Raw genomic sequence first — 21,020 nt, 5'->3', positions numbered from 1 at the left:
CCCATAATGGTTAAATTACTTGACATGATATTACGCGATCGCGATCGCACAAACCGAGTTTTTTTTACCCGGTTCAATAGCTGCAACGAGGTCTTTTCGTTCATCAAACCCCGTTTCTGTCTCCAACACGGCTAATCGAGATTCATATTACAGCAACCGCCAAAATGGTTCCTGTTCTGTTTTTTCCTTCTTCCTTCTTCCTTCTTCCTTCTTACTTCTTCCTTCTTCCTTCTTCCTTCTTCCTTCTTCCTTCCGTTATTAATTACTTCCGCCACGGCGATTGCGTAACTTTCGTCCAGCAGCCAGCATAGCGCCTCCCGCCATCAAACCTCCCACAGTCATTGGTTCGGGAACCGGCTCAGCTTGAACCGTCTCCACAGAACCGCCTTTAATAAATACAGCAGAATCTAACTTGCCATCGCCCACATCTTTAATGCGGATGCTGAGAACATTCGTCTGATTTTGCTTGAGCAAACCCTCAAAACCTAAAATTTTAGTAAAACCGTCGAGCTTAACGATGTTAGCAGCAATACCTGTCAAACTTGGGTTGTCAATATAGTCTGGGTGATATGTAGAGCGATTATAGGGATCGGGAACAAGATTATTAATCGTAACTGTTTTTCCGTCGCTCAATTTTGCCAAATTAGTGCCGTTCAGCAGCAGTTCAAAATCGTCATTAAATTCAGAATTGCCGAACTCAGGAAACTCCTCAGAAGCAAATACATATTGAAAGACTAACTTTTCAACCGTGCTATTAGCAAAAAAGCTGAGGTTTAGCTGAGTCAAATCCCCCTCTTCACCTTCAGGCCCAAAGTCCGTGCTTAAATCGCTGTTTTCGATCGTGAAGTTATCTTTCCGATTCTTACCCCGTATATCGGCGACTTTACCCGTGCTCAGAACAACACCTGATTTCAAACCGAAGGGGTCATTAGTGAAAGTACCAAAAGCAGCCGAATTACCCGTAAGTGAAACAGAGAAATTACTCAACCCGGCTGTATTAGCCCCCAATAAATTATTTTTTAAAGTCTCAGCGTTATTAGTTGGCCCTACCGAAAATGCCATTGCTGGCGCTGCCAACAAACTCAGAGCAGTAGTTAATGTAGCTGTTAAGGCAGCAATTTTGTGACTAATTATCATAAATTTTTCCTGGAAGATACAAACCTGATTCTCTGCACAACTTCATTTTTACATTATATAACTATTAATGTCTAGCATCTTTACAATAACTTTACATATAAGTGGATTTACGCTTTTGGTAGTTATTTTGTTGGGTAGTTCTTGGCATTTTGTCCGCCTATAAACCTCAGCGAAAAAATAGGGAGGCAAAAATACACGTACACAGACTAATAATTTCATGACTTACGCACTGGAGACCAAAAAACCCTGGTTTTGATACCCTTGGCGCTCTCCAAAATGACTAATGACTAAGGACTAATGACTAATGACTAATAGGTAATGACTAATGACTAATGACCTCCCCCAAAAAAACCATACAAGCGCCCGATTCCTGTCGTAGAGAGATCAAAATTTTTGACCCTAGTTCAACATCCCAGATTCATCTCTGGAGTAAATCTAAAATCCTTCGACTGAGCGCGACTCGACGGCTCGCCGAAGTCTACAATCTAAAATCTCTAATCGACTGACTGTTGACTAAAACCCCCTTGCTTCTCCTTCGCCGCGCCGGTCGGCAGCCCCTTCCAACCAACCATCCGTAGTCAGGACGATCGCATTGGCATTGCCCCAGCCGTCACCTTCGACAATCTGGTGTCCCCGCCGCCGCAACTCCGAAAGCGTCGCAGCCTCAAAACCTCCCCGTTCCACCATCAGGCGATCGGGCTGCCACTGGTGGTGTATCCGAGGTGCAGACACAGCATCGCCGACATTCATGTCGTAAACCAACACGTTCAGCACTATTTGCAACACCGTAGTAATAATCGTGCTGCCTCCGGGAGCTCCCGCTGCGAGGCGAAATTTGCCATTTTCTGTCACGATGACCGGCGTCATGCTGGATAAAGGAGTTTTCCCCGGGGCGATCGAATTTGCCTCCCCGCCCACCAAACCAAACAAATTCGGCACTCCCGGCGCCGCTGCAAAATCATCCATCTCGTTGTTGAGCAAAATTCCCGTACCCGCGGCCACGACTCCAGCCCCAAAACCGCCATTCACCGTAAACGTTAAGCTTACTACATTACGCTCTTTGTCAACTACCGTCAGGTGGGTAGTTTCGGGAGACTCCCACAGCAGACGGTTCAAAGTTTCAGCGTCAACAGCCTTTACCTCGCTGGAGGGTCTGGCTTTTGACATTTGGATTTGCGATCGTCTCAATTTGCCATAATTGCTGCTAGTCAGAGCTTTGACCGGTACCCTCACAAAATCCGGGTCGCCCAAATACTGTGCCCGGTCAGCATAAGCAATCCTCATGCTCTCCGCCAGTAAATGTAGCGTATCTGGACTTGGCCTCCCCAACCTCTTGAGATCCGTCTCTCCCAGAATATTTAAGATTTGCAACAAATGAACGCCCCCGGAAGAAGGAGGCGACATGGCGCAAATTTCGTAAGTGCGAAAGTTCCCGCAAACGGGATTCCGCCAAATCGGCGTATAGTTTTTCAAATCTTCCAGAGTGATAATGCCGCCGTTTTTAGCCATGTCGGCGGCGATCGCCCGCGCAATGTCCCCGGTATAAAAACTTTGCGGATTTTGTGCAATCTGCCGCAAAGTCCGCGCCAAATCCCGCTGCACCAAAAGCTCACCCGGCTGGTATAAAATGCCACCGCGAGTAAAAACCTCCCGCGCCGCCCGGTTTTTGTTGAGCACATCCTGTCGTCGCCCGGTAGCCGTGGTAAACCGCGAACTTACCGGAAAGCCTTTTTCAGCCAGGGCGATCGCCGGCGCCACCACCTGGGCCCAAGGCAACTTACCATACTCGCGGTGCACCGTATAAAGTCCAGCCACAGTGCCCGGAATACCCGCCGCCAAATGCCCGTCCAGACTTGCCCTTTGGCGCACCTTGCCTTGCTTGTCGAGGTACATATCCCGCGCCGCACGTTTCGCAGCTCGTTCCCGGAAATCCAGCGCCTGCACAGCCCCCGTTTCCGCCCGCCGCAGGAGCAAAAAACCCCCGCCGCCGATACCCGCCGAAAAAGGCTCCACCACCGAAATCGCCAAAGCCGTAGCAGCCGCCGCATCCACTGCATTTCCTCCCTGTTGTAGCAGCGCCAGCCCCGCAGCGCTCGCCAGAGGGTGAGCTGAAACTGCCATTCCCTGTTTGCTGCGCTGTTGCTGCAAGGTTGTCTGTAGCTGCTGCTGGCAGCCGCCCAACACCAAGACTGTTAGGCAACCAGTATAAATTTGCACTTTGCTCAAGAACTTTGGCAACATTTTTTACGGGTGAGGCGAGGATTTTTTATAGTATACTTTTAGGAGCATCTTCCCTAAAACCTAAATGCGGTACTGAGTTCAACCGCAAATAAATTACCTGTTATGGCAGATGGGGAAACGATTTGACCCTGGGCACCTCTCGCGGTACAAGAGGAAGAGAGAAAAGAGGGACATCTTATGGCAATTTAATAATTAAACAAGTTGAAAAAAGCATTTTTTTTGAGAATATACTGATTTCAAAAAAGCTGATAAGCGCCGAAAAATGGCGTTGATGATTTACTGTATGAAATGCTAAAGAGGCAAATTAGAGAAACCAATATTCATAAAGCTTCGGAATTTTCAAATTATCTTTTTTTCCAGCCTGATTAAACATCGCCAGTAAATGAAACCTCAAAAATAATTAACTCAAACTTTTAGGTGATTGCTATGGTAATGCAACACTTAGCAGACTTAGCAGAGCAGTTTTTGGGCAGTTGTTCGACTGGTGAGTTAATCAATAAAACAGGTTTGTAGTGAGGACTTTGACGGGAGCATCTCATATGTGTAAAAACACTTCTTCTGACTCCTTCCTTCTGACTCTTTCCCCCTGACTCCTGGCTCCTGGCTCCTAACTCCAATTTGGGGCTGGGCTGCTTTCATTGAGATGCTCCCACTTTGACCTCACTCGCACGCCCCTGGCGCGGGAGAAAAAATTTTACGATCGGCGATTAACTGGAATCGATCTGAGTTAGAGACCCGGTTTTTTAGTAGATATATAGTTCTCAAACCAATATTTTTGGGTGAAGCCGGGTTTTTCTGGGTAAGTTATATTAAACCAAAAATATGCGATCGACTTTAGGAAAATTCCAATCCTCCGATAAAACCCTAAATGCCTCGCAGCCGAGGCCTGTGTCAGAAAAATTGCCGCCCAAATAGTCTGCACTCCGTCTTTTAACGCCTTTCCCCCCCTTATGGTAGATCACACTCAGGTTGGTAAGCCTGTTATATTGGCAGTATCTAGGCAAGTTTCGGGAATACTGGTAGTAACACGTAAAGGAGTCAGAGTGTCTGCTTCCAGACTCTACTTCGGCGAACAACTACCAAACCACACCTCATGCAAGTTATGAACAGCCAAAAAGTTAGTGTAATCATTCCTGCATTCAATGCTGCCGACACTCTGGCCGAGACAGTTGCCTCCGTACTCAAGGGCACCCACAAGAATCTAGAAATTTTAATTGTTGATGACTGCTCTACTGATGCTACTGACAAAGTTGCTGCTAAGCTGGTCGAGCAAGATTCGAGAATTAAATACTTCAGGAATTCCCAAAATTACGGGGTTTCTAAGTCGAGAAATTTAATGATATATCGCGCCACAGGCGAGTATGTAGCGTTTATCGATAGCGACGATACCTGGGAACCCAATAAGTTAGAAGTTTGTTTGAAGATGCTCGCAGACAATCCCGAAGTCAAAGCTGTGGCTCACGCTTTGCGATATTTAGACAAGCACGGAAAGAAGTTGAGTTATATTCCCACCTATCCTACAACTAAAGCAGAAATGCAGGCGATTAAGGAGACAGGCGAAAGTCCTTGGGTTTTCCCGTCTTCTGTTGTAGTCGATCGCTCCATTCTTGTCAAAGAAGGCGGGTTTGCAGAAGATTGGGAGGTAGGAGAAGATACAGAGTTATTTACCAAACTTGCTCAAAAGTACGGCTTGCTAGCGGCGACAGAACCTTTGGGAAATTATAGAATTAGAGGGAAATCTCTCACAGATAAGCACTGGCTGAAAAAGCGCATAGCTTCTGATTGTGTCAAGGAAAACCAACTGCGGCGCTTGCGGGGAGAAAAACAGTTATCACTCCACGAGTACGAACAGTTATGTTTTAAGAATTTGCCGCTTTTGCAAAGGCTTAACAAATTGCGAGAAGTTTTGGCACTGCACTACATGAGAAAGCTGGGACAAAGTTGGTTAAATCGGGAGGTTTTGCCTACTATTGTTTACGGTGTCGCTACCACCGTGCTCAATCCGCAAGCTACTGTCAACAAGTGGAAATGGATGAAGACTCACGAAAAGTTGAGTCATCAAACGGCAGAAGGTATTGGTTATTCGGCAGAATTAAACCCCCAGCGATCGTCTGAAATCGGGGGGCTGTCCTAAAGGATGTTATAGTTGTATAGCCTTTCTCAGTAACATGAGGTGCACGCTTGATATAGGGCATAGGGCATAGGGCATAGGGCATACCTCACTTTATTGAGAACTGCTATATGCGGGTTTAGTCAAGAAATTAGGTACTGCCAATAAAGCCGAATCGAAGCCGATCGCCCAGAGACTGGTTAAGACGCGATATTGGGGTTTTGAGCCGTATTTGACTGTTAATATCCTGTCGGATCAATTACCCGCAATACCAGCTACAGCGGCTTGCAGCCGTGCGATGGGACACGATATACAAATCTTTGAAAGCGGCGATCGTATGTCAGCCTTGATTTATTCGACCGCCAGCTTCAACCCTATACAGGGCGAAAATAGCAGCGTTCCCGCACCGTGCTATTTGCTGCGAAAACAGTTACACTAAATATCATAATATAAGTAAAGAGCCAAGTTTTTTGAATGAAAAAATGGGTAGCAAACCCCTTTTTGAAGCAGAAAATAAAAGCAAAAATTTAGCAAAAGTTCTGCTTTCTACCTTCAGAGGCCGCTCGCCTTTTTATTTGGAATTAGATTGAATTTATGGACTGGCAAGAAATTTCTGGCAATTGGGTATTAATTCCCTCAAGACCGATCGCGATCGTACATTTTCTCGGCGGTGCATTTGTGGCGACAGCACCGCAACTCACCTATCGCTGGCTGTTAGAGGCTTTGGGGAACCAAGGATATCTTGTAGTCGCAACGCCGTTTGTCAATACTTTGGATCATATTGCGATCGCCCGCGATGTTCTCAACAAATTTGAAAATGCCCTCGATCGCCTGCGCGGCACTAAATTGCTCAAATCTTCCTATCTCCCCATTTACGGTATGGGACACAGCATGGGATGCAAACTGCACTTGCTGATCGGTTCTGTATTTGACGTAGAAAGGGCAGGCAATATTCTGATTTCTTTCAACAATTATGCGGCATCCGAAGCAATCCCGATCGTCGAGCAAATTTCCCCCGTCTTTAACGTCGAGTTTACCCCTTCCCCGCAAGAGACTAATCGCCTCGTCCAAGATAGCTATCAAATCCGGCGCAATCTTTTAGTCAAATTTAACGGCGACAACATCGACCAAACCCTGCTGTTGACCAAACTGCTAAAAGCACGATTTCCCGAGATGATTACAGTTCAGACTCTAACTGGCAACCATCAAACGCCCTTGGGGCAAGATGTTAGCTGGCCTGTGGGTCAAATTTTTACACCCTTCGACGCGATCGGGCAATGGGTCAAACAAGAAGTGTATCGAGAATTAAATGAATTAAAACGGACAATTCTGCTGTGGCTTAATCCTCTGTCCCGCGTTTAAAACCCGATGAACCCATTAATCAGAAATTTCCTCTACCACTTCCAAAATATCATCTTCATTGTTCGACCTTGAGACAGGAGTATAATTTTTGACCATCGACAAACAGTTCCGTCCATCAGCCGTTCTCACATAACTAATACTGTCTGCGATGTCTTTAATCAATTTTAGACCGCGCCCGCCCGGAGAGTTAATATCAACTTTTTCCGAAATATCTTTGATTTTTTGCTCTAAATCAAACGGATCGCCCGAGTCCCAAATTTTAATCTCTAAAGATTCAGCGAACACCGCCACCTGAATGTCAACACGCAAATCCGGTGGTTTGCCCTTGTGGGCGTGACGCACCGCATTCGTAAAGCCCTCAGCCAAAGCTAACTGACATCGTATCCACACACTTGTAGGAATTCGCGAGTCGTACAATTGTCCAAACCACGACAAAACCCAGCTTAATCCACTCAGACCTGTATTGACTTGAAGATCCGCTTTTTTTAGCATCAGCAACTTTTCGGAACCCTTTAATTCAATCACGCTCACCACAGAAGTTCTTCATCTGCCGGTGGGCAAAATACAACCAGAAAAAATACGATGAGACAAAATACAACGGCGGCAAAATTGAATGGTAGTTTGAGGATACTAGCTTTGGTGGGCCGTCGAGCGATGTCTAATCCACTAATCGGTTAGTCACTATACCATAAATAGCACTTTCATGTCAACCAGCGGCTGTGGCAAATAAAAGTCTATAAAAATTTATATTCTGAGTATAAACTGAGTGAAGTTCGATCGCGCCAAATTTCCATCAAATTTTAACGTAAATTGAACTCAACGACCCGCTGTCAAAAGCAATTACCTCGAAAGCGATGCCAATAAACTATACTCAATCTCAGACAAGGGCGCTGACAGGATATATTTTAAATGACCCCCAGACCTTGAAAAACTTGTAGTACCTAAGTGCCCATGTTTCAAATTCTGGTTATTGACGATGATACGGCTGTTCAAGAACTGCTGAGAAGAACCCTGAAAAAACAGGGTTACGAAGTAACAGTAGCAAGCAATGGCGAAGACGGTGTAGCCCAGGCGCAAAAATTGCGTCCGGCCCTGATAATTTGCGATTGGATCATGCCGCGCTTGACCGGCATCGATGTCTGCCGTCGAGTTAAGGCAGATCCGGATCTGTCAACTACACAATTCTTTTTGTTGACTTCTTTGGGTTCGATCGCCGATCGAGTCAAAGGGCTCGACGCCGGTGCCGACGATTTTATCTCGAAGCCGATCGAACTCAACGAGTTGCAGGCGAGAGTACGCGCGGGATTGAGGCTGCACCAACTCAGCCGAGATTTAAAAATAGCCAAGCAAAGTCTGGAAGCAGAGTTAGCCGAGGCGGCCGAGTACGTGCAATCGCTGCTGCCAGATCCGATGACGGAACCTATCAGCATTGAGGCAAAATTCATTCCCTCCCGGCAGTTGGGGGGAGATTGCTTCGACTACAACTGGCTAGATGCCGATTATTTGGCGATTTACTTGCTCGACGTAGCCGGTCACGGTTTGCGGGCGGCGCTGCCTTCTGTGGCAGTGCTGAATTTGCTGCGATCGCGCGCGCTCCCCAACATAGACTACTACAAACCCAGCGACGTTTTGCGCGCCCTGAACACCACCTTCCAGATGAGCTACCAAAATGACAAGTATTTCACCATCTGGTATGGCGTTTACAACCGCATTTCTCGCCAGCTAGTTTATGCCAGCGCCGGCCATCCACCGGCCGTGTTGATTTCCCAGTCGCCTGCGAGCACTGCTAAAATCCAGCGATTAAAAACCCCCGGAATGCCTGTCGGGATGTTCCCCGACGCCCCCTATGTCGATAATTGCTGCGATGTCGAGGATTTGAGCACTCTCTACATCTTTAGCGACGGGGTATACGAGATCCACCAACCTGACGGCAATATCTGGGGGCTTGACCCTTTCGTCGACCTGTTAGCAGCTTACAACGGTGCAAGTGCCGACCAGTTAGAGCTGGTTTTGAACTACATTCAAAAGTTGAACGCTAAAGCAGTTTTTGATGATGATTGGTCTTTACTCAAGGTAAACTTTGGCTAGCTGACTTCTTGCATTGCATCTGCGACCAAATAGCAAGAAGGCAGCAGCCCAAAGATTTAGTTAGTTGAAGGAATTTTGCTATTAAAAGCATCGCGGGTCGGAAATATCTCGAAAACTCGATCCATGCTGGTGAGTTCAAATAAGATGCGGATTTGCTCGTTGATAGAACAGACAACTAATTGACTCCCAGCGGCCCGGACTGTTTTGAGCGCCAAGACTAAAGCGCCTAAACCAGAACTATCCATAAATGTCACATCAGTGAAGTCTATCAATACCACATCGGCTCCCGCTTCCACTAGGTCGCTAATCTCTTGGCGGAATTGACTTGCCTTGGTGCCGTCTAAAATGCCAGAGGGCTGAATAATTTTAACTACAGGACTCATATTTTGCGGTGGGAATGTCAGAATTTCTAGCCAGACTAGGCTAGTATAGCTGCGAGATGGACTCCGATCCAAATAACAGAGTGGGATTTCTAAGACATTTTCACTCTTAAAGGCAGCGCCCAGCAGCCTCTAAACAGTCCAAGAAACTGATTCAGCTTACTTGTATGCTTCCTCAATATCTTCAGAGCGCCCTTAGCATCGGCGTTGACTGCCCACCCAATAGCTGTGCGGTAAAGTCCACAATGGATACGTTTGCGACTGAATTTATAGGTATTGGGGCTGTCTGCATTCCATAGGGGGAGATTGACATCTTCGACTTTTCATCGACTTAGCATAATTTTCGATTTCAACACCCACCACAGCGACAGAGCAGATACCATAACAATCAAAGCGGAAACAGCCGGTATGCCAGCGAGCTGGCTCAAACCACCCATCACTGGAATACCGCCCACAATAATCGCGAGTCCGAGTGCAAAACCTGTGGCTGTGGCTGGCTGTTGTGGCATAATTTTGGCTGTGGCGGCGAGGGTGACAGGAATACTCGACTGGAGTAGTGCTAAACCAAGAATTAAAGTGAGGTAATTTGGTGGATAAAATAATAATAAAACTGCGGCCATTGTGAGGGAAACAATTGTGTAGCGCCTCCAGCCCCAGCGCTGTGCGAGAATACCGCCAAAGACTTTGGCAATACCGGCGACAAAGGCGATCGCAACGAGCTGATAGAGATGCCTTTGTAAGAGGAACTGGAAGCTAGTCCAGACGGTACTACTGAGCGCGATCGCGCTCAGTAGTACCAATAACACCCAGTCATCTAATTGGATATATTCGATTGTTTCCTTCCCAGACAGAGCCTGGTCATGGGAGAACACATCCTATTTTGACAAGTCAATTATGGCAACGATCGCCATCATGAAACCGAGGAGTATGACTATTGGCAAGCTAACTTTGTAACCCGTCCATCCCCACGCACCACCTAATGTTAAACCGCTCACTCCTGGTGCGGCAAAAATTCCCGGACCAGTAGTACTATTAGGAGTAGCAGTTAATGCTAAAGCGCCGCCACCTACATGAAAAGCGGCCGAACCAATTCCTGCTAAAATTACAGCTAGTTGAGAATGCCATTGAGCGATCGCTAATCCCAATAAAAGCGAAAACACTCCCCCCAAAACAGCTAGACGAGGACGTTGGAATTTATCTGTCAGCATTCCCGCCAATGGCTGATACCCAAAACCCAGAATGTTGTAGAGAATAATCAGCCAACTTGCTTGCTCTAAAGACATCGTGCGGGGCAAACTTCCTAACACAAACCCGGCGGCTGCATCAGCTAAACCGTGAGCAATACCAAGAATTAAGGAGAGGGAAATAGCAGAAAGGTAAATAGTTGGTTGGTGCAACCGAAATTTATGTTGATAGTTTGGCATTGGATTAGATATAGCACTTGACAGTTTTGGTCATAAACCTCGTTTCTTTGCGCCCTCGATTTCTTATCGTTCACGCAATCAAAATCAATCGCTTTTATCTGAGGAACCAGGAGGACATTGAAAAGCACCATCAACCAATTGCGGTATCTCAGGAGCTTTCATAGATGGCTTGTCAGTTTCACAAATGCCTTGAATGAATTTGTCATTGTCCTTGTATTTAACAATAAATATTGTAACTTGGTAACTTTTGAGATCCTTTATTTTGCCCGTGGCTGTGAAATTAGCTTTCGTTGCATCTCCCTGAAAATCCTATCGATAAAATCCATATCTAGTTTCTTTTTGTTGGCGTAATTTTAATTATTCCCAATTATTAGCCAAGCGATTTTTCTCATAGTAGAAGTTTCTCTGCAAGCTAATATAACTTCGTATGTCACTTCTTACTTCCCAGCATATCATTGAAGGATTAGATGTTACAAATGGACTTCCCCCATTGTTATAGCCTCAAGTAGAAATAAGAGCTAAGCAAAGAATTATGTAACTCGCCAAATTGCTGAGACCAGAAAATAGGACGATTTTGCATCTCGGAATATTGTTAGTTTTGAAAACAATGCCATAAATTACAGATTCAATATAAGAAGAAAGCAGGAAGCTAATTAGTAAGATTATTGTCCCAATCCCATCTATAGAAAACGGAGCGTTAAATAATAAAATAGGAAGTCCTACAATAGAGGTAGCAATATTTGCCACTAAAAATGGGACGAACAACCTGGAAAAACCAAGAGCAATTTCCGAGGATTTCAAACATATAAAAATAACTAGCATCTCAACGGGAATAATGCTGACAAAAACCCAGATATTACCCGTTTGTGACAGAAAGAAAGGGGCAGGTATATCGGCTACAATTACTTGAGACATAGGGTTATCCTTGTTATTCAGAATGACAGCTAATTGACCAATTACAATAGCTCAAACCAAGCTAACTTTGGCGCGGTAGAGGAGTCTGTCGCCTTGTCTGTAGCCTGTGTAGCGGACTTTGACGGGTTCTCCGGGCTGTGCTGTTCCTTCCATGAGCTGGTGCTGTTGGGGGTTGTAGGGAATCTCGGCTCCAACTGGGGCGATCGACTCCACTCCCCAATGCTCCAATAACTGCTCGACGGGTCGCAGCAAGGGCAGTAGTTTCTGAGCCCGCAAGTTGTGATTTTCCTGAGCTTTGCTCGCAGCAGTCGGCCACTGCAACATCCAAGATTCTAAAATTTGCACGCTAGATAGCTGGAATTCCTGCATCAAAGATTCTCGCTGCTGTTCGATCGAAGCTTGCAGGCGCTGATATTCTTCTTCTACGGCTGTCGGTGGCGCCTGTTCTAACTCTACATAGTCTGGTGCCAAGGTTGCGAGCAGTTCGGTTAAGGAAATTTGTAAAGCTTGACTGATTTTGAGCAGGATGTCGGCTCGGGTTTGCAAAGCTAAGCCGCGACGCAGGCGACTTAGCTGGATATCGGAAACTCCTGCTTTTTGGCTGAGTTCTCGATCGCTCGAAAGCCCCGCCTGTTGCATCAGGCGTTGCAGTTGAGGAGAATAATCGGGAATATTAGCTGCCACGAAAAACTCATCCAAATTAATAAATGGACATATTCTCGATCGTAAACTGTCAGGAGCATTAACGAAATACATTTTTGGGGCGGGCTGTTGGGCCCGCCCCACAAGAGTTTTGCAATTTATTCCGATGCAAGTCCAATTATTGAAAGCTTGCTATTTGACGGCTACTTTTTCCCGGGCGGTGGCTGTTGCAGTTGTCGCAGAACCTTGCAAATGCGCTTCTAGGAACCACAAACGCTTGTCAATTGTCCGCGAAATTTCGGTGTACAGATCCGCTGTATCGGCGTCGCCGAGTTCGTCTGTTTTGTCGATGGCGACTCGCAGGTGTTGGGCGTAGGGTGCGTAGCGATCGGCCAAAGCCGTCACATATTCTTTCCCATCTAAAATGTCGAACGGAAACTCTGGCAGGATCGAATCTGCGGCGGCTGTGCGGGCTGTTCCTACAGCCAAACCGCCCAAAGCAGTTACCCGTTCGGCAACCAAATCGATGTATTCTTCGAGTTCTGTTGCCATTTCGTCAAATAGCAAGTGCAACTGATAGAAGTCCATGCCTTTAACGTTCCAGTGAGCTTGCTTGACTTGAGTTTTTAAGTCCAGAGTCGTTGCCAGCGTGGCGTTTAGCAGCCCCACTACTTGAGAGCGGGTGGTAACTGACATATCGATGCGGGTGGGGTAAAGATGTTGTTTGTGATTGTTGGTAGTCATAGGTTTTTAGCTTGTTATTAGTGATTGTCGATCGAATATCTTAGAAAGCTTTGGGCGATGGCCTCTTTGACTGTTGTGAATTTCTGTTGAGAGGCTCAGGCTAGGTGCATCTGCAACACGGCACGGGGAGCTCGGCGTACTTTACAGCGGATAGTTTCTAAACCGAGACGCTGGCAAGCTTCGTAGCGGTGGCAGCCGGAAAATCCGTAATACTGGCCATCTACTTCTAGCACATCGATGGGTTCGTTTAAACCTACCTCGCGGATTGATTCCATGAGGGCGGCGACTTTGGTTTGGTCGTTGACTCGCGGCAGGGGGCGGCGAATCTGGTTGAGGGGTATTTCTTCGATCCTCATGGCGGCTGTCTGTTTTGCTTCTTGTTAAATCATACTCGTTATGACTTCGTTTTGTCAATAAATAGTAGGACTTACGCAAAAACCTGGTTTCTGCTGGGAATATGGGGGTTAGAAAATCCCAACTACTGCTATCTTGGCAGGCAATCCCATACAAATAGCTCTGAATTGGCAACACTCAGCACAGGCAGAATTTTTCATACCTTTCGATAGATCGATCGACCTCAACCTTCTAGCTACAGTGGGAGAAAAGATAAATTGTGGCTTGAAATTATGGCATCCTCCCTACCCCTCAAAGGCATTGAATTGATCGACTGCGCCAAAGCTAACGCCCAACAAGGAATCGCCACAGCCGCGAAGCTTTGCGGCTACGGAGGCGACCTCAACACCTTCGAGCGGGAACTGAAAAAGGCTTGCCAAGACATCGGCGTCGAAGTCAAGGAGTTAAGCGACTTGATTACGGTTCAGCAGATGATGAAACAAGGAATGGGTATTGAAGTCGCTCCAGATACTCCCTCAGAACTCTAGCCTCAATCTCCACCGCACCAGTTTTAGGGCTAAGATTGCCCCGGCACCAGTATTTTGAGTCTGCTAGCTGAGGCAGGCTAGAATGTTTTGCATGGGAGCTTCAGACTTTAGCCAGGAGTCGCGTTTTCTCCCGCGAAGAGGGTGCTTTCTGGAGGGTGCTGAGATTGTTAGGAGGACTGTCGTGTCAGATCAGCAAGACCGAATTATGCGTTTGTTTATAGAGGAGGCTAAGGAGCACCTCGATACTCTAGAAAATGGTTTAGTGGATTTAAAGTCCACGATGAAAGACCCCGAAAGCGTCCAAGAGATGTTTCGGGCCGCCCATTCCGTGAAAGGAGGGGCGGCTATGCTCGGCTTAGATAGTATTAAAACAACCGCTCACCGCTTGGAAGATTGTTTTAAGGTGCTCAAGGACGGGCCCGTCAAGCAGGTTGACCAAACGGCAGAATCCCTATTTTTAAAGGGAGTTGATACGCTTAAGGACTTGCTGGGGCGACTGGAGGGGCCTTTCGGCTTGAGGAATGAAGAGGGAGAAAAACTCGTGCAGCAGGTGATGCCTGTTTTTGCTCAACTGGAAACTCACCTCAATAAATTGGCGTCGGGCAAAGTACAGGCTGCTGGGTCTGGTAAGCCCGCCGCTCCAACAGCGGGCGCTGTGCCGGCGAATTTTGCTGTTGAAGTGATGACTTTACTCAAAGAAATGTTGCAGGTGTTCAAGCAGAAAGAATCGGCTGCTAGTCGCTCTGAGTTGACGGCTGTGTGCGTTCGCCTCTATAAGTTGGGAGGTAAAATAGAGACTTGGCAAAATTTAGTAAAAACCGCTAGAGCAGCGATCGTTAATCCCAAAAACTCTTATAAAGTCTTAGCTCCTCTGATTATCAAAGAACTCAAGGAAGCTGGCGATTTAGTACAAGTGGGGAAAGTCAAGACGATCGTTCCGAGTAAAAATTTGCTACTTTTGGCAGCAAGCCCAAAACCAGCAGCCGCAGCAGCAGCCCCAGCAGCCCCAGCAGCAGCAGCCGCAGCAGCAGCCCCAGCAGCCGCAGCAGCAGCCGCAGCAGCAGCCCCAGCAGCAGCGTCGTCGAAGCAAGTCGCACTTCCGGGCGAACCGAAGGCGGTAGTCAAGCTTTTGCTCAAAACTTTCAACAAAAAGCAACTCTCCGAAATCGCCAAGTTACTGGTTCAAGCCATCAAATCCTCGAACTAGGACTTGTTGCAGTAGAAGATAGAGTCAAAGCAATATTTTTGAAGCGGATAATTTTCTGGGGGTGCTGGCAGCCTGAGTTGAGCAGCAACTCGAAAAAATTCACTCATTCGAGATTTTTGTCCTCTACCTTCTACTGTTGGGCAACCCTGCGTTAGAATTAGTGGATATGTAGGCGTGCAATATTGTACCAGAATTAAAAATCGAGCAGGCTTTATAAGGCGGTAGCTGTGAAACCAATTCGTTCATTAGAAGATGCTTTAAACCGCTGTCAGGCGATGGGAATGCGCTTGAGCCGCCAGCGTCGATTTATTCTAGAACTTTTGTGGGAGGCAAAAGAACACCTCTCGGCTCGCGAAATTTACGATCGCCTCAACAAACAAGCGCATTCGATCGGTCATACTTCTGTCTATCAAAATCTAGAAGCTTTGTCGAGAGAAGGGATTATTGAGTGCATAGAACGCTCAGAGGGACGCTTGTACGGCAATGTCAGCGACTCTCACTCTCACGTCAATTGTCTTGATACGGCTCAGATTCTGGACGTTCATGTGGAATTGCCGATCGACTTGATCGAGCAAATCCAACAGCAAACTGGTGTCAGAATTGTAGACTACCGGATAGATTTCTACGGATATCGCTCGGCCGAGTCCGCTACGCAAGCATCGAGTGTCACCGATACGCCAAAGGCTTCGTAACCGATAAAGCCGCCGCTGTTGGAAGCAAAACAGATCTTTGTGCGGGGCCGGTCGGTCGTATAAAATGATTTAAGTATTTAGCTGCGCTTGATCGTTTTTTTTGCGTCGCCCGCCGGAATTCGGCACAGTAGAAAAAAAGGAAAACAGAAAAATGAAACTCGATCAGCAAGTTTGGCGATCGGGAATAAAATTTACGACTAAACCAAAAAAATCAATCCTATCCCCTACAGGTAAAAGTGTAGACCAAATCCGGCTTTAATACCCCCTTTATTTTTTAATCAGCTTGGAGTGGAGCAAAGTTTGTGTAGTTTGGGTTTCAACCGCTGAGTCCGATCAGGGAATTTCTGACCCGGATTTAATATGAGAGCTTAGTTGAATCCCTCCCACAATTCATGTGCACAGTCAATTCTAAAATCTAAAATCTAAAATCTAAAATCTAAAATTGATGGACTGACGGGGCTTTATACTGTTTTTTCTGCTAAACGGCCCCGGAATCTGTCAATAACTGTTTGATAACTGGTATGATTTACGTGCTTCGAGAGCCTAAAATACTCGGAAGCAACCAGTGGGGCCAGACACGAACCTCACTATAAAACGCCGTAGAGGGAAAGATTGCCAGTACCTTGAAGGAAGTTCTCGATCTCCTTAACAGGAGTCAGAAGCCGACATCACAATCTATAGATTTGATGTGGGAGTGTCACATTCTAGTGCGCATTACAGGACAGGCTGAAGTAATGGCGAGACGACAATCTGACCAATTCCACACACCACCGCAATACAACCCATCCCCTAAACCGACGGCACAGTTCAGTGCAGAGGCGACAGGCGATGCGAGTTCCTCAGTAACGGCGCTGCCGACTGAGGGAAAAAGAACTTTTTGGCAGTGGCAGCTTATCTGGCTGAGTCTCCTGGTGGGATTTGGAGTAACCGGTGCCGCTGCATTTCTGTGGTTGCTGACGATGCCGCCACCGCCGAATTGCCAGCAACTGTCGCCGCTGGCGGCGGACGGAGAGCGACTTTACTGCGCTCAACAAGCTGCTAAGTCGGGCAAGCTAGAACAGCTAGAATCGGCAATGGCATTGGTGCAGGCTTGGCCGAAAGAACATCCGCTATACTCGCAAGGTCAACATTTGATAGGGGAATGGTCGAAAGCCATTCTGGGATTTGCCAAGGCAAAAATTGAGAGAGGCGATTTGAAGGGTGCTCTGGAGATTGTGGCGAAAATTCCGAAAACCAGTCGGTCTTACCCAGAGGTACAGGAGGCTGTTACTGCTTGGGAAAAAAATTGGCAGGAGGGCCAAAAACTCTACGATACAGCCCTAGCAGCTTTGAAAAGTGAGGATTTAAGGAAGGCTTGGGATTATGCTCAAGCTCTGTTCAAGCTGGAAAATGTTTTCTGGAGCCAGAAGCGTTACAACGAGCTGATCCAGCAGATTTCTTTGGAAAGAAACGGCTGGCAGCGCTTGCAAGAGGCTAGAGATTTGGCGACGGAGGGAACTCCGCAAAAGTTCGCTGAGGCGATCGTCCTGGCTCGTAAAATAGACTCGCAGCTTTTTGCCCGCGCTAAAGCTGAGAAGGAAATTGAGGGCTGGAGCCGGACTTTGCTGGCAATGGCTACTAAGCGGTTGGGGGCCAAAGACCTGCCGGGGGCGATCGAGGCTGCTTCTGTGGTGCCGCAGGATTCGCCGCTGTTTGCGGAAGCTCAAGATTTGATGCAGTTGGGTAGGGCTCAAGCTGTGACGTGGAACCAGTCAATATCAACTCCGCTGCCGCAACACATTTTTAGTTTGCTGGAAGGGCAGGGGGCTGCTAGCCAAATTGCTCCGGGTCGCCCTCTGTACAAGCAAGCTCAAGTTCAAATTGAAAATTTGCAGGTGCAGTTTCAAGATTTGCTGCGACTGCAAATGGCGAGCACAATCGCTAGTTTCGGTCACATAGGGACGTTTCAGGTAGCGATCGAGCAAGCGCAAACCATCGGACTCAAGCAGCCGCGGCGGGTTCACGCTCAAACTTTGGTGGCTGCTTGGCGCCGAGAAATTCAGCGGATCGAAGACCAATCTTTTCTGACTTTGGCGAAGCAGTTGGCAGAACCCCAGACGGTTGAAGGACTCAAGGGCGGCATGGCTCAGCTACTCCTGATCGCTCAAAACCGCCCCCGCAGGATAGAAGCGCAAACTCTCTTGGCTCAGTGGACGAAACGCATAGAAGTTATTCAAGATCAGCCTTTGTTGGATGAAGCTATAGCCCTGGCGAAGCAAGGAAAACTTAGTGCTGCTATTGAAAAAGCTTCGGCAATTAAGAGCGGTAGGACTTTGTACGCGAAAGCTCAGGATAATGTCTATCAGTGGGTGAGCGAACTGCAAGTTGCTCAAGACAGACCGATTCTGGATCGAGCTTTGGAATTGGCGTCTCAAGGCAGTCTAGGAGCGGCGATCGATACGGCTTCCCAAATCGGTTACGGTAGGGCGCTGTATTCAGAGGCGGCAGGTGCGATCGGGCGCTGGAGTGCCGAACTTAGAGCCAATACTGCACCGCCACCGGAACCCACTCGCGAGTACGCGCCAGCTCCGGAACAGGAGTATGCGCCAGCTCCGGAACAGGAGTATGCGCCAGCTCCGGAACAGGAGTACGCGCCAGCTCCGCAACAGGAGGAGTATGCGCCGGCTCCCGAGCCTTACTATCCGCCCGCGAGACAAGAGGCCCCGGCTCCAGAGCCGGAACCTTACTATCCGCCCGCTCCAGAGCCGGAACCTTACTATCCGCCCGCCCGGGAGCCGGAACCGGAACCTTACTATCCGCCCGCTCCAGAGCCGGAACCTTACTATCCGCCCGCGAGACAAGAGGCCCCGGCTCCGGAACCGGAACCAGCTCCTCCTCCGGCTCCGGCTCCGGAACCAGCGCCGCCCTCGATTCCTGAATCGGCTGGGCCTCCTGATGGTAATTTGCTCCCCGAGTAATTGGGTTTTCGCGCGATCGAGCTCTAAAATCTCCAATCTAAAATCAAGTGAGTAATTTCCAACTGCTGACGATCGATGGCGACCCCATTTTCCGGCTGGGGCTGCGAGTCGCTTGCGAGCAGTATCCAGACTTGCAAGTTGTCGCAGAGGTTTCCAGGGGAACCGAGGCTTTGCGAGTTCTAGAAGCTCGCTCGCTCGAATTGGTAGCAGCCAAGAAACCCGCAGATTTGGTAATTTTGGCTGTTGAGGCTTTAAATTTGCGATCGGGTCCAACAGAGGCGCTGGCATTTTGTCGCGAACTCAAAAGTTTGTACCCCAACCTGCCCCTGTTGCTGCTAGGCGGGCCGCTGACACCGGAGCTGTTGGCCCAGGTACAGGCTACGGGCGCGAATGGCTATTGTCCTAAAGGTAGAGATATTTCCTTGACAATCGAAGCTATTCGCGCGGTGGCATCGGGTCGCACTTATTGGGCGACGGATGCGGCAGCTAACTCGGAAATAGAACTAAATGCAGCGGTGGTTCAAACAGTAGAAAACTCCGCAGCAATTGCAGATAAAAATGCAGATGATCGGACAATTGATACGCCAGTACACAAAAAAATGCTGGCTTATTTTTGTCACTCTGGACTACGGGAAATAGATGCAACTTTGGCGGTTGTCCAAGCTGATTTGCAAGATATCAGAGCCGCAGAGCCGACTGATTTGCCCTCTATTTTAGATGGAGTTGTACTCAGCGGGCGCCGCAGAGAATTGCTGGCAGCTCGCTGGATTGTCAGTCAGTTATTATTTGAAGGAAAAGGGGAGAAGGCAGAAGGCAGAAGGCAGAAGGCAGAAGGCATAAAGCAGAGGATAGAAGGCAGAAGGCAGGAAGAAGAAATTAGAGGCGAGAATTTGTTAAATAATTCTCAATTGCAATTAGCGAATTCCCAAGTTTCGGCGGAAGATTTCGCCGTGGCAACTAATTGGCAAAATAGCTTGTTTGACTCTGTGGCGGCTAAATTGCAGTTTGAGTTGGTGAATTTGACTGGCTTGCCTTTGGAAATCGATATTTTGCGATCGCCCAAAAAGCGTGAATTGATGAGTTCCATCCTGCGGAAGTTAAAGGATTTGCTGGAGGAATTGCGCTTTTCGCAAGTGCAGCAAACTCAATTGTCGCAAAAAATGCCTGCTATTTTACGGGATTTGTGGGAGGCGACAATCATAGATTTTTTTGGCAGATACTATACACTGCAAACGGGAGAAAATCTGGTTTTTGATCGCAGTCAAGCAAGCTTAAAACTGGGAGAAAGTCAAGGGGGAAGCGCTGCTGATATCTTGGCAGGCAGCGGTGTAGAAGTTGTGCCGATGCTGCTGGCAGATGCTGATGTAGTTGCAGCACAAATCCTTGACAAAATACCGATGACAGTTGATTTTTTTGCACATTTGCTATTTGAAATTCCTCTAACAGTTGACAATATTTCTTGTGTTGCTGGCAGCCCGGAAGCGATGCAGCGAGCTGAAGCTTTGTTAGAAAATTTGGCAATTCAAGTTGCTAGCGGAGCGGTACAGCCTCTACTAAATAATTTGGCGAATATTGAAGAAATCAAGCAAATTTTTTACGATGGTAAGTTGATTTCGACACGAGAAATTGAGCGGTTTCGGAATAATTTGTCGTGGAGATATCGCTGGGATAGATATTTTGTGGAACCGAAAGCTATTTTTGAAAGCAGGTTTTGGCTGTTTGTTTTGGGCGATTCTGGAATTAAGAAAATTTCTATTTATTCTCCGAGAAATCAGGAGTTAGCACAGCTTTCTGGGTGGCAGTTAGCCTTGACTTTGCTGCTGGAAACCAGGGATGCGATCGCACCTAGAGTTCGCGCGGTTATTTCGCTGTTGGGTGCTGGGGTTGTTTACGTTTTGACTCAGGTTATAGGGCGGGGAATTGGTTTGATCGGGCGGGGAATTATCCAGGGGATTGGTAATTCTTTGCAAGATAGCAAGTTTGGGAAAAATGGGTGATGGTTGGGCAACGAGTAGTAGAAAATCTTGCATAAATCTTTGAGGTAAGGCGGAAACCGCAGATTAACCGGGATTGACGCCGATGCTTTTCAAAATATTTTGCGAATGCGTGCAAGAGTTCTGGTGTAGGGAAGTTAACGGATTTGATATAATTGGTGATTCGTGACTGGGGGGGTGACAAGATGGCTAAGAGCTAGACTGAATCTGACTTATAGCTCTCATCCCCTGTTGGTAAAAGTAGCG

20 protein-coding genes and 1 pseudogene are annotated in these 21,020 nt (G+C 47.4%); 9 read left to right on the top strand and 12 right to left on the bottom strand.

The window, feature by feature from the left end; genetic code table 11:
• Positions 1 to 131 precede the first annotated feature (131 nt).
• The 3 genes from QUA47_RS23675 to ggt all read right to left on the bottom strand — a co-directional run bounded on the left by QUA47_RS23675 (position 132) and on the right by ggt (position 3,378).
• Positions 132 to 275: a hypothetical protein gene (locus tag QUA47_RS23675; protein ID WP_333407400.1), complete on the bottom strand. Its 144-nt coding sequence runs from the start codon at positions 273 to 275 to the stop codon at positions 132 to 134.
• On the bottom strand, positions 259 to 1,137 hold the full coding sequence (locus QUA47_RS23670) for a choice-of-anchor L family PEP-CTERM protein (RefSeq protein ID WP_333432551.1): 879 nt from the start codon (positions 1,135 to 1,137) through the stop codon (positions 259 to 261). The genes QUA47_RS23675 and QUA47_RS23670 overlap by 17 nt, the downstream gene beginning before the upstream one ends.
• 513 nt (positions 1,138 to 1,650) lie before the next feature.
• On the bottom strand, positions 1,651 to 3,378 hold the full coding sequence (ggt, locus tag QUA47_RS23665; protein WP_333432550.1) for a gamma-glutamyltransferase: 1,728 nt from the start codon (positions 3,376 to 3,378) through the stop codon (positions 1,651 to 1,653).
• Positions 3,379 to 4,480: 1,102 nt separating this feature from the next.
• On the opposite strand from ggt, the gene QUA47_RS23660 reads away from it, so the two are divergent.
• The 3 genes from QUA47_RS23660 (at position 4,481) to QUA47_RS23650 (ending at position 6,850) form a co-directional block, all read left to right on the top strand.
• Positions 4,481 to 5,512, top strand: coding sequence for a glycosyltransferase family 2 protein (locus QUA47_RS23660; protein ID WP_333432549.1), 1,032 nt, complete (start codon positions 4,481 to 4,483; stop codon positions 5,510 to 5,512).
• A 208-nt stretch (positions 5,513 to 5,720) separates the two neighbouring features.
• Complete coding sequence (locus QUA47_RS23655; RefSeq protein ID WP_333407392.1) at positions 5,721 to 5,927, top strand: hypothetical protein; 207 nt, start codon at positions 5,721 to 5,723, stop codon at positions 5,925 to 5,927.
• A gap of 155 nt (positions 5,928 to 6,082) precedes the next feature.
• A complete protein-coding gene (locus QUA47_RS23650) occupies positions 6,083 to 6,850 on the top strand; it encodes a DUF1350 family protein (protein WP_333432548.1) in 768 nt (255 codons plus the stop codon).
• Between the two features lie 15 nt (positions 6,851 to 6,865).
• On the opposite strand, the gene QUA47_RS23645 is transcribed toward QUA47_RS23650, so the two are convergent.
• Positions 6,866 to 7,384, bottom strand: coding sequence for an ATP-binding protein (locus QUA47_RS23645; RefSeq protein WP_333432547.1), 519 nt, complete (start codon positions 7,382 to 7,384; stop codon positions 6,866 to 6,868).
• A 417-nt stretch (positions 7,385 to 7,801) separates the two neighbouring features.
• On the opposite strand from QUA47_RS23645, the gene QUA47_RS23640 reads away from it, so the two are divergent.
• A complete protein-coding gene (locus QUA47_RS23640) occupies positions 7,802 to 8,938 on the top strand; it encodes a SpoIIE family protein phosphatase (RefSeq protein WP_333218707.1) in 1,137 nt (378 codons plus the stop codon).
• 56 nt (positions 8,939 to 8,994) lie between these two features.
• Here QUA47_RS23640 and QUA47_RS23635 read toward each other — a convergent pair whose 3' ends face one another.
• From QUA47_RS23635 to QUA47_RS23605, 8 genes and pseudogenes are all read right to left on the bottom strand, one after another.
• The gene (locus tag QUA47_RS23635) at positions 8,995 to 9,321 is read right to left on the bottom strand and encodes an STAS domain-containing protein (RefSeq protein WP_006632013.1); all 327 of its coding nucleotides are present in this window, start codon (positions 9,319 to 9,321) and stop codon (positions 8,995 to 8,997) included.
• Between the two features lie 320 nt (positions 9,322 to 9,641).
• A complete protein-coding gene (locus tag QUA47_RS23630; RefSeq protein WP_333432546.1) occupies positions 9,642 to 10,190 on the bottom strand; it encodes a hypothetical protein in 549 nt (182 codons plus the stop codon).
• Between the two features lie 3 nt (positions 10,191 to 10,193).
• Positions 10,194 to 10,742: a hypothetical protein gene (locus QUA47_RS23625; RefSeq protein WP_333432545.1), complete on the bottom strand. Its 549-nt coding sequence runs from the start codon at positions 10,740 to 10,742 to the stop codon at positions 10,194 to 10,196.
• An 84-nt stretch (positions 10,743 to 10,826) separates the two neighbouring features.
• A pseudogene (locus QUA47_RS31085) lies at positions 10,827 to 11,024 on the bottom strand (type IV pilin-like G/H family protein); the annotation flags it as partial.
• Positions 11,025 to 11,243: 219 nt separating this feature from the next.
• On the bottom strand, positions 11,244 to 11,657 hold the full coding sequence (locus QUA47_RS23620; protein WP_333432544.1) for a hypothetical protein: 414 nt from the start codon (positions 11,655 to 11,657) through the stop codon (positions 11,244 to 11,246).
• A 51-nt stretch (positions 11,658 to 11,708) separates the two neighbouring features.
• On the bottom strand, positions 11,709 to 12,413 hold the full coding sequence (locus QUA47_RS23615; RefSeq protein WP_333432543.1) for a helix-turn-helix domain-containing protein: 705 nt from the start codon (positions 12,411 to 12,413) through the stop codon (positions 11,709 to 11,711).
• A 78-nt stretch (positions 12,414 to 12,491) separates the two neighbouring features.
• The gene (gene dps, locus QUA47_RS23610) at positions 12,492 to 13,043 is read right to left on the bottom strand and encodes a DNA starvation/stationary phase protection protein Dps (RefSeq protein WP_333432542.1); all 552 of its coding nucleotides are present in this window, start codon (positions 13,041 to 13,043) and stop codon (positions 12,492 to 12,494) included.
• A gap of 95 nt (positions 13,044 to 13,138) precedes the next feature.
• A complete protein-coding gene (locus tag QUA47_RS23605; protein ID WP_190733544.1) occupies positions 13,139 to 13,399 on the bottom strand; it encodes a ParB N-terminal domain-containing protein in 261 nt (86 codons plus the stop codon).
• 270 nt (positions 13,400 to 13,669) lie between these two features.
• Between QUA47_RS23605 and QUA47_RS23600 the strand changes: the two genes are divergently transcribed.
• The 5 genes from QUA47_RS23600 to QUA47_RS23580 all read left to right on the top strand — a co-directional run bounded on the left by QUA47_RS23600 (position 13,670) and on the right by QUA47_RS23580 (position 20,777).
• Positions 13,670 to 13,924, top strand: a complete 255-nt coding sequence (locus QUA47_RS23600) for a hypothetical protein (RefSeq protein WP_333432541.1) — start codon at positions 13,670 to 13,672, stop codon at positions 13,922 to 13,924.
• An 82-nt stretch (positions 13,925 to 14,006) separates the two neighbouring features.
• Positions 14,007 to 15,131: an Hpt domain-containing protein gene (locus QUA47_RS23595; protein ID WP_333432540.1), complete on the top strand. Its 1,125-nt coding sequence runs from the start codon at positions 14,007 to 14,009 to the stop codon at positions 15,129 to 15,131.
• Between the two features lie 227 nt (positions 15,132 to 15,358).
• Positions 15,359 to 15,823, top strand: a complete 465-nt coding sequence (locus QUA47_RS23590) for a Fur family transcriptional regulator (protein WP_006632002.1) — start codon at positions 15,359 to 15,361, stop codon at positions 15,821 to 15,823.
• Positions 15,824 to 16,557: 734 nt separating this feature from the next.
• Entirely contained in the window at positions 16,558 to 18,780 is a 2,223-nt protein-coding gene (locus QUA47_RS23585; protein WP_333432539.1) for a hypothetical protein, read from the top strand.
• 47 nt (positions 18,781 to 18,827) lie between these two features.
• Positions 18,828 to 20,777, top strand: a complete 1,950-nt coding sequence (locus QUA47_RS23580; RefSeq protein WP_333432538.1) for a DUF3685 domain-containing protein — start codon at positions 18,828 to 18,830, stop codon at positions 20,775 to 20,777.
• The last annotated feature ends 243 nt before the right edge of the window (positions 20,778 to 21,020 follow it).

Source organism: Microcoleus sp. MON2_D5, assembly GCF_036701905.1.
In the GTDB taxonomy this organism is placed as follows: domain Bacteria; phylum Cyanobacteriota; class Cyanobacteriia; order Cyanobacteriales; family Microcoleaceae; genus Microcoleus.
Note: the sequence above shows the minus strand (reverse complement) of the source record. Positions and strands in the feature narration are given on the sequence as shown.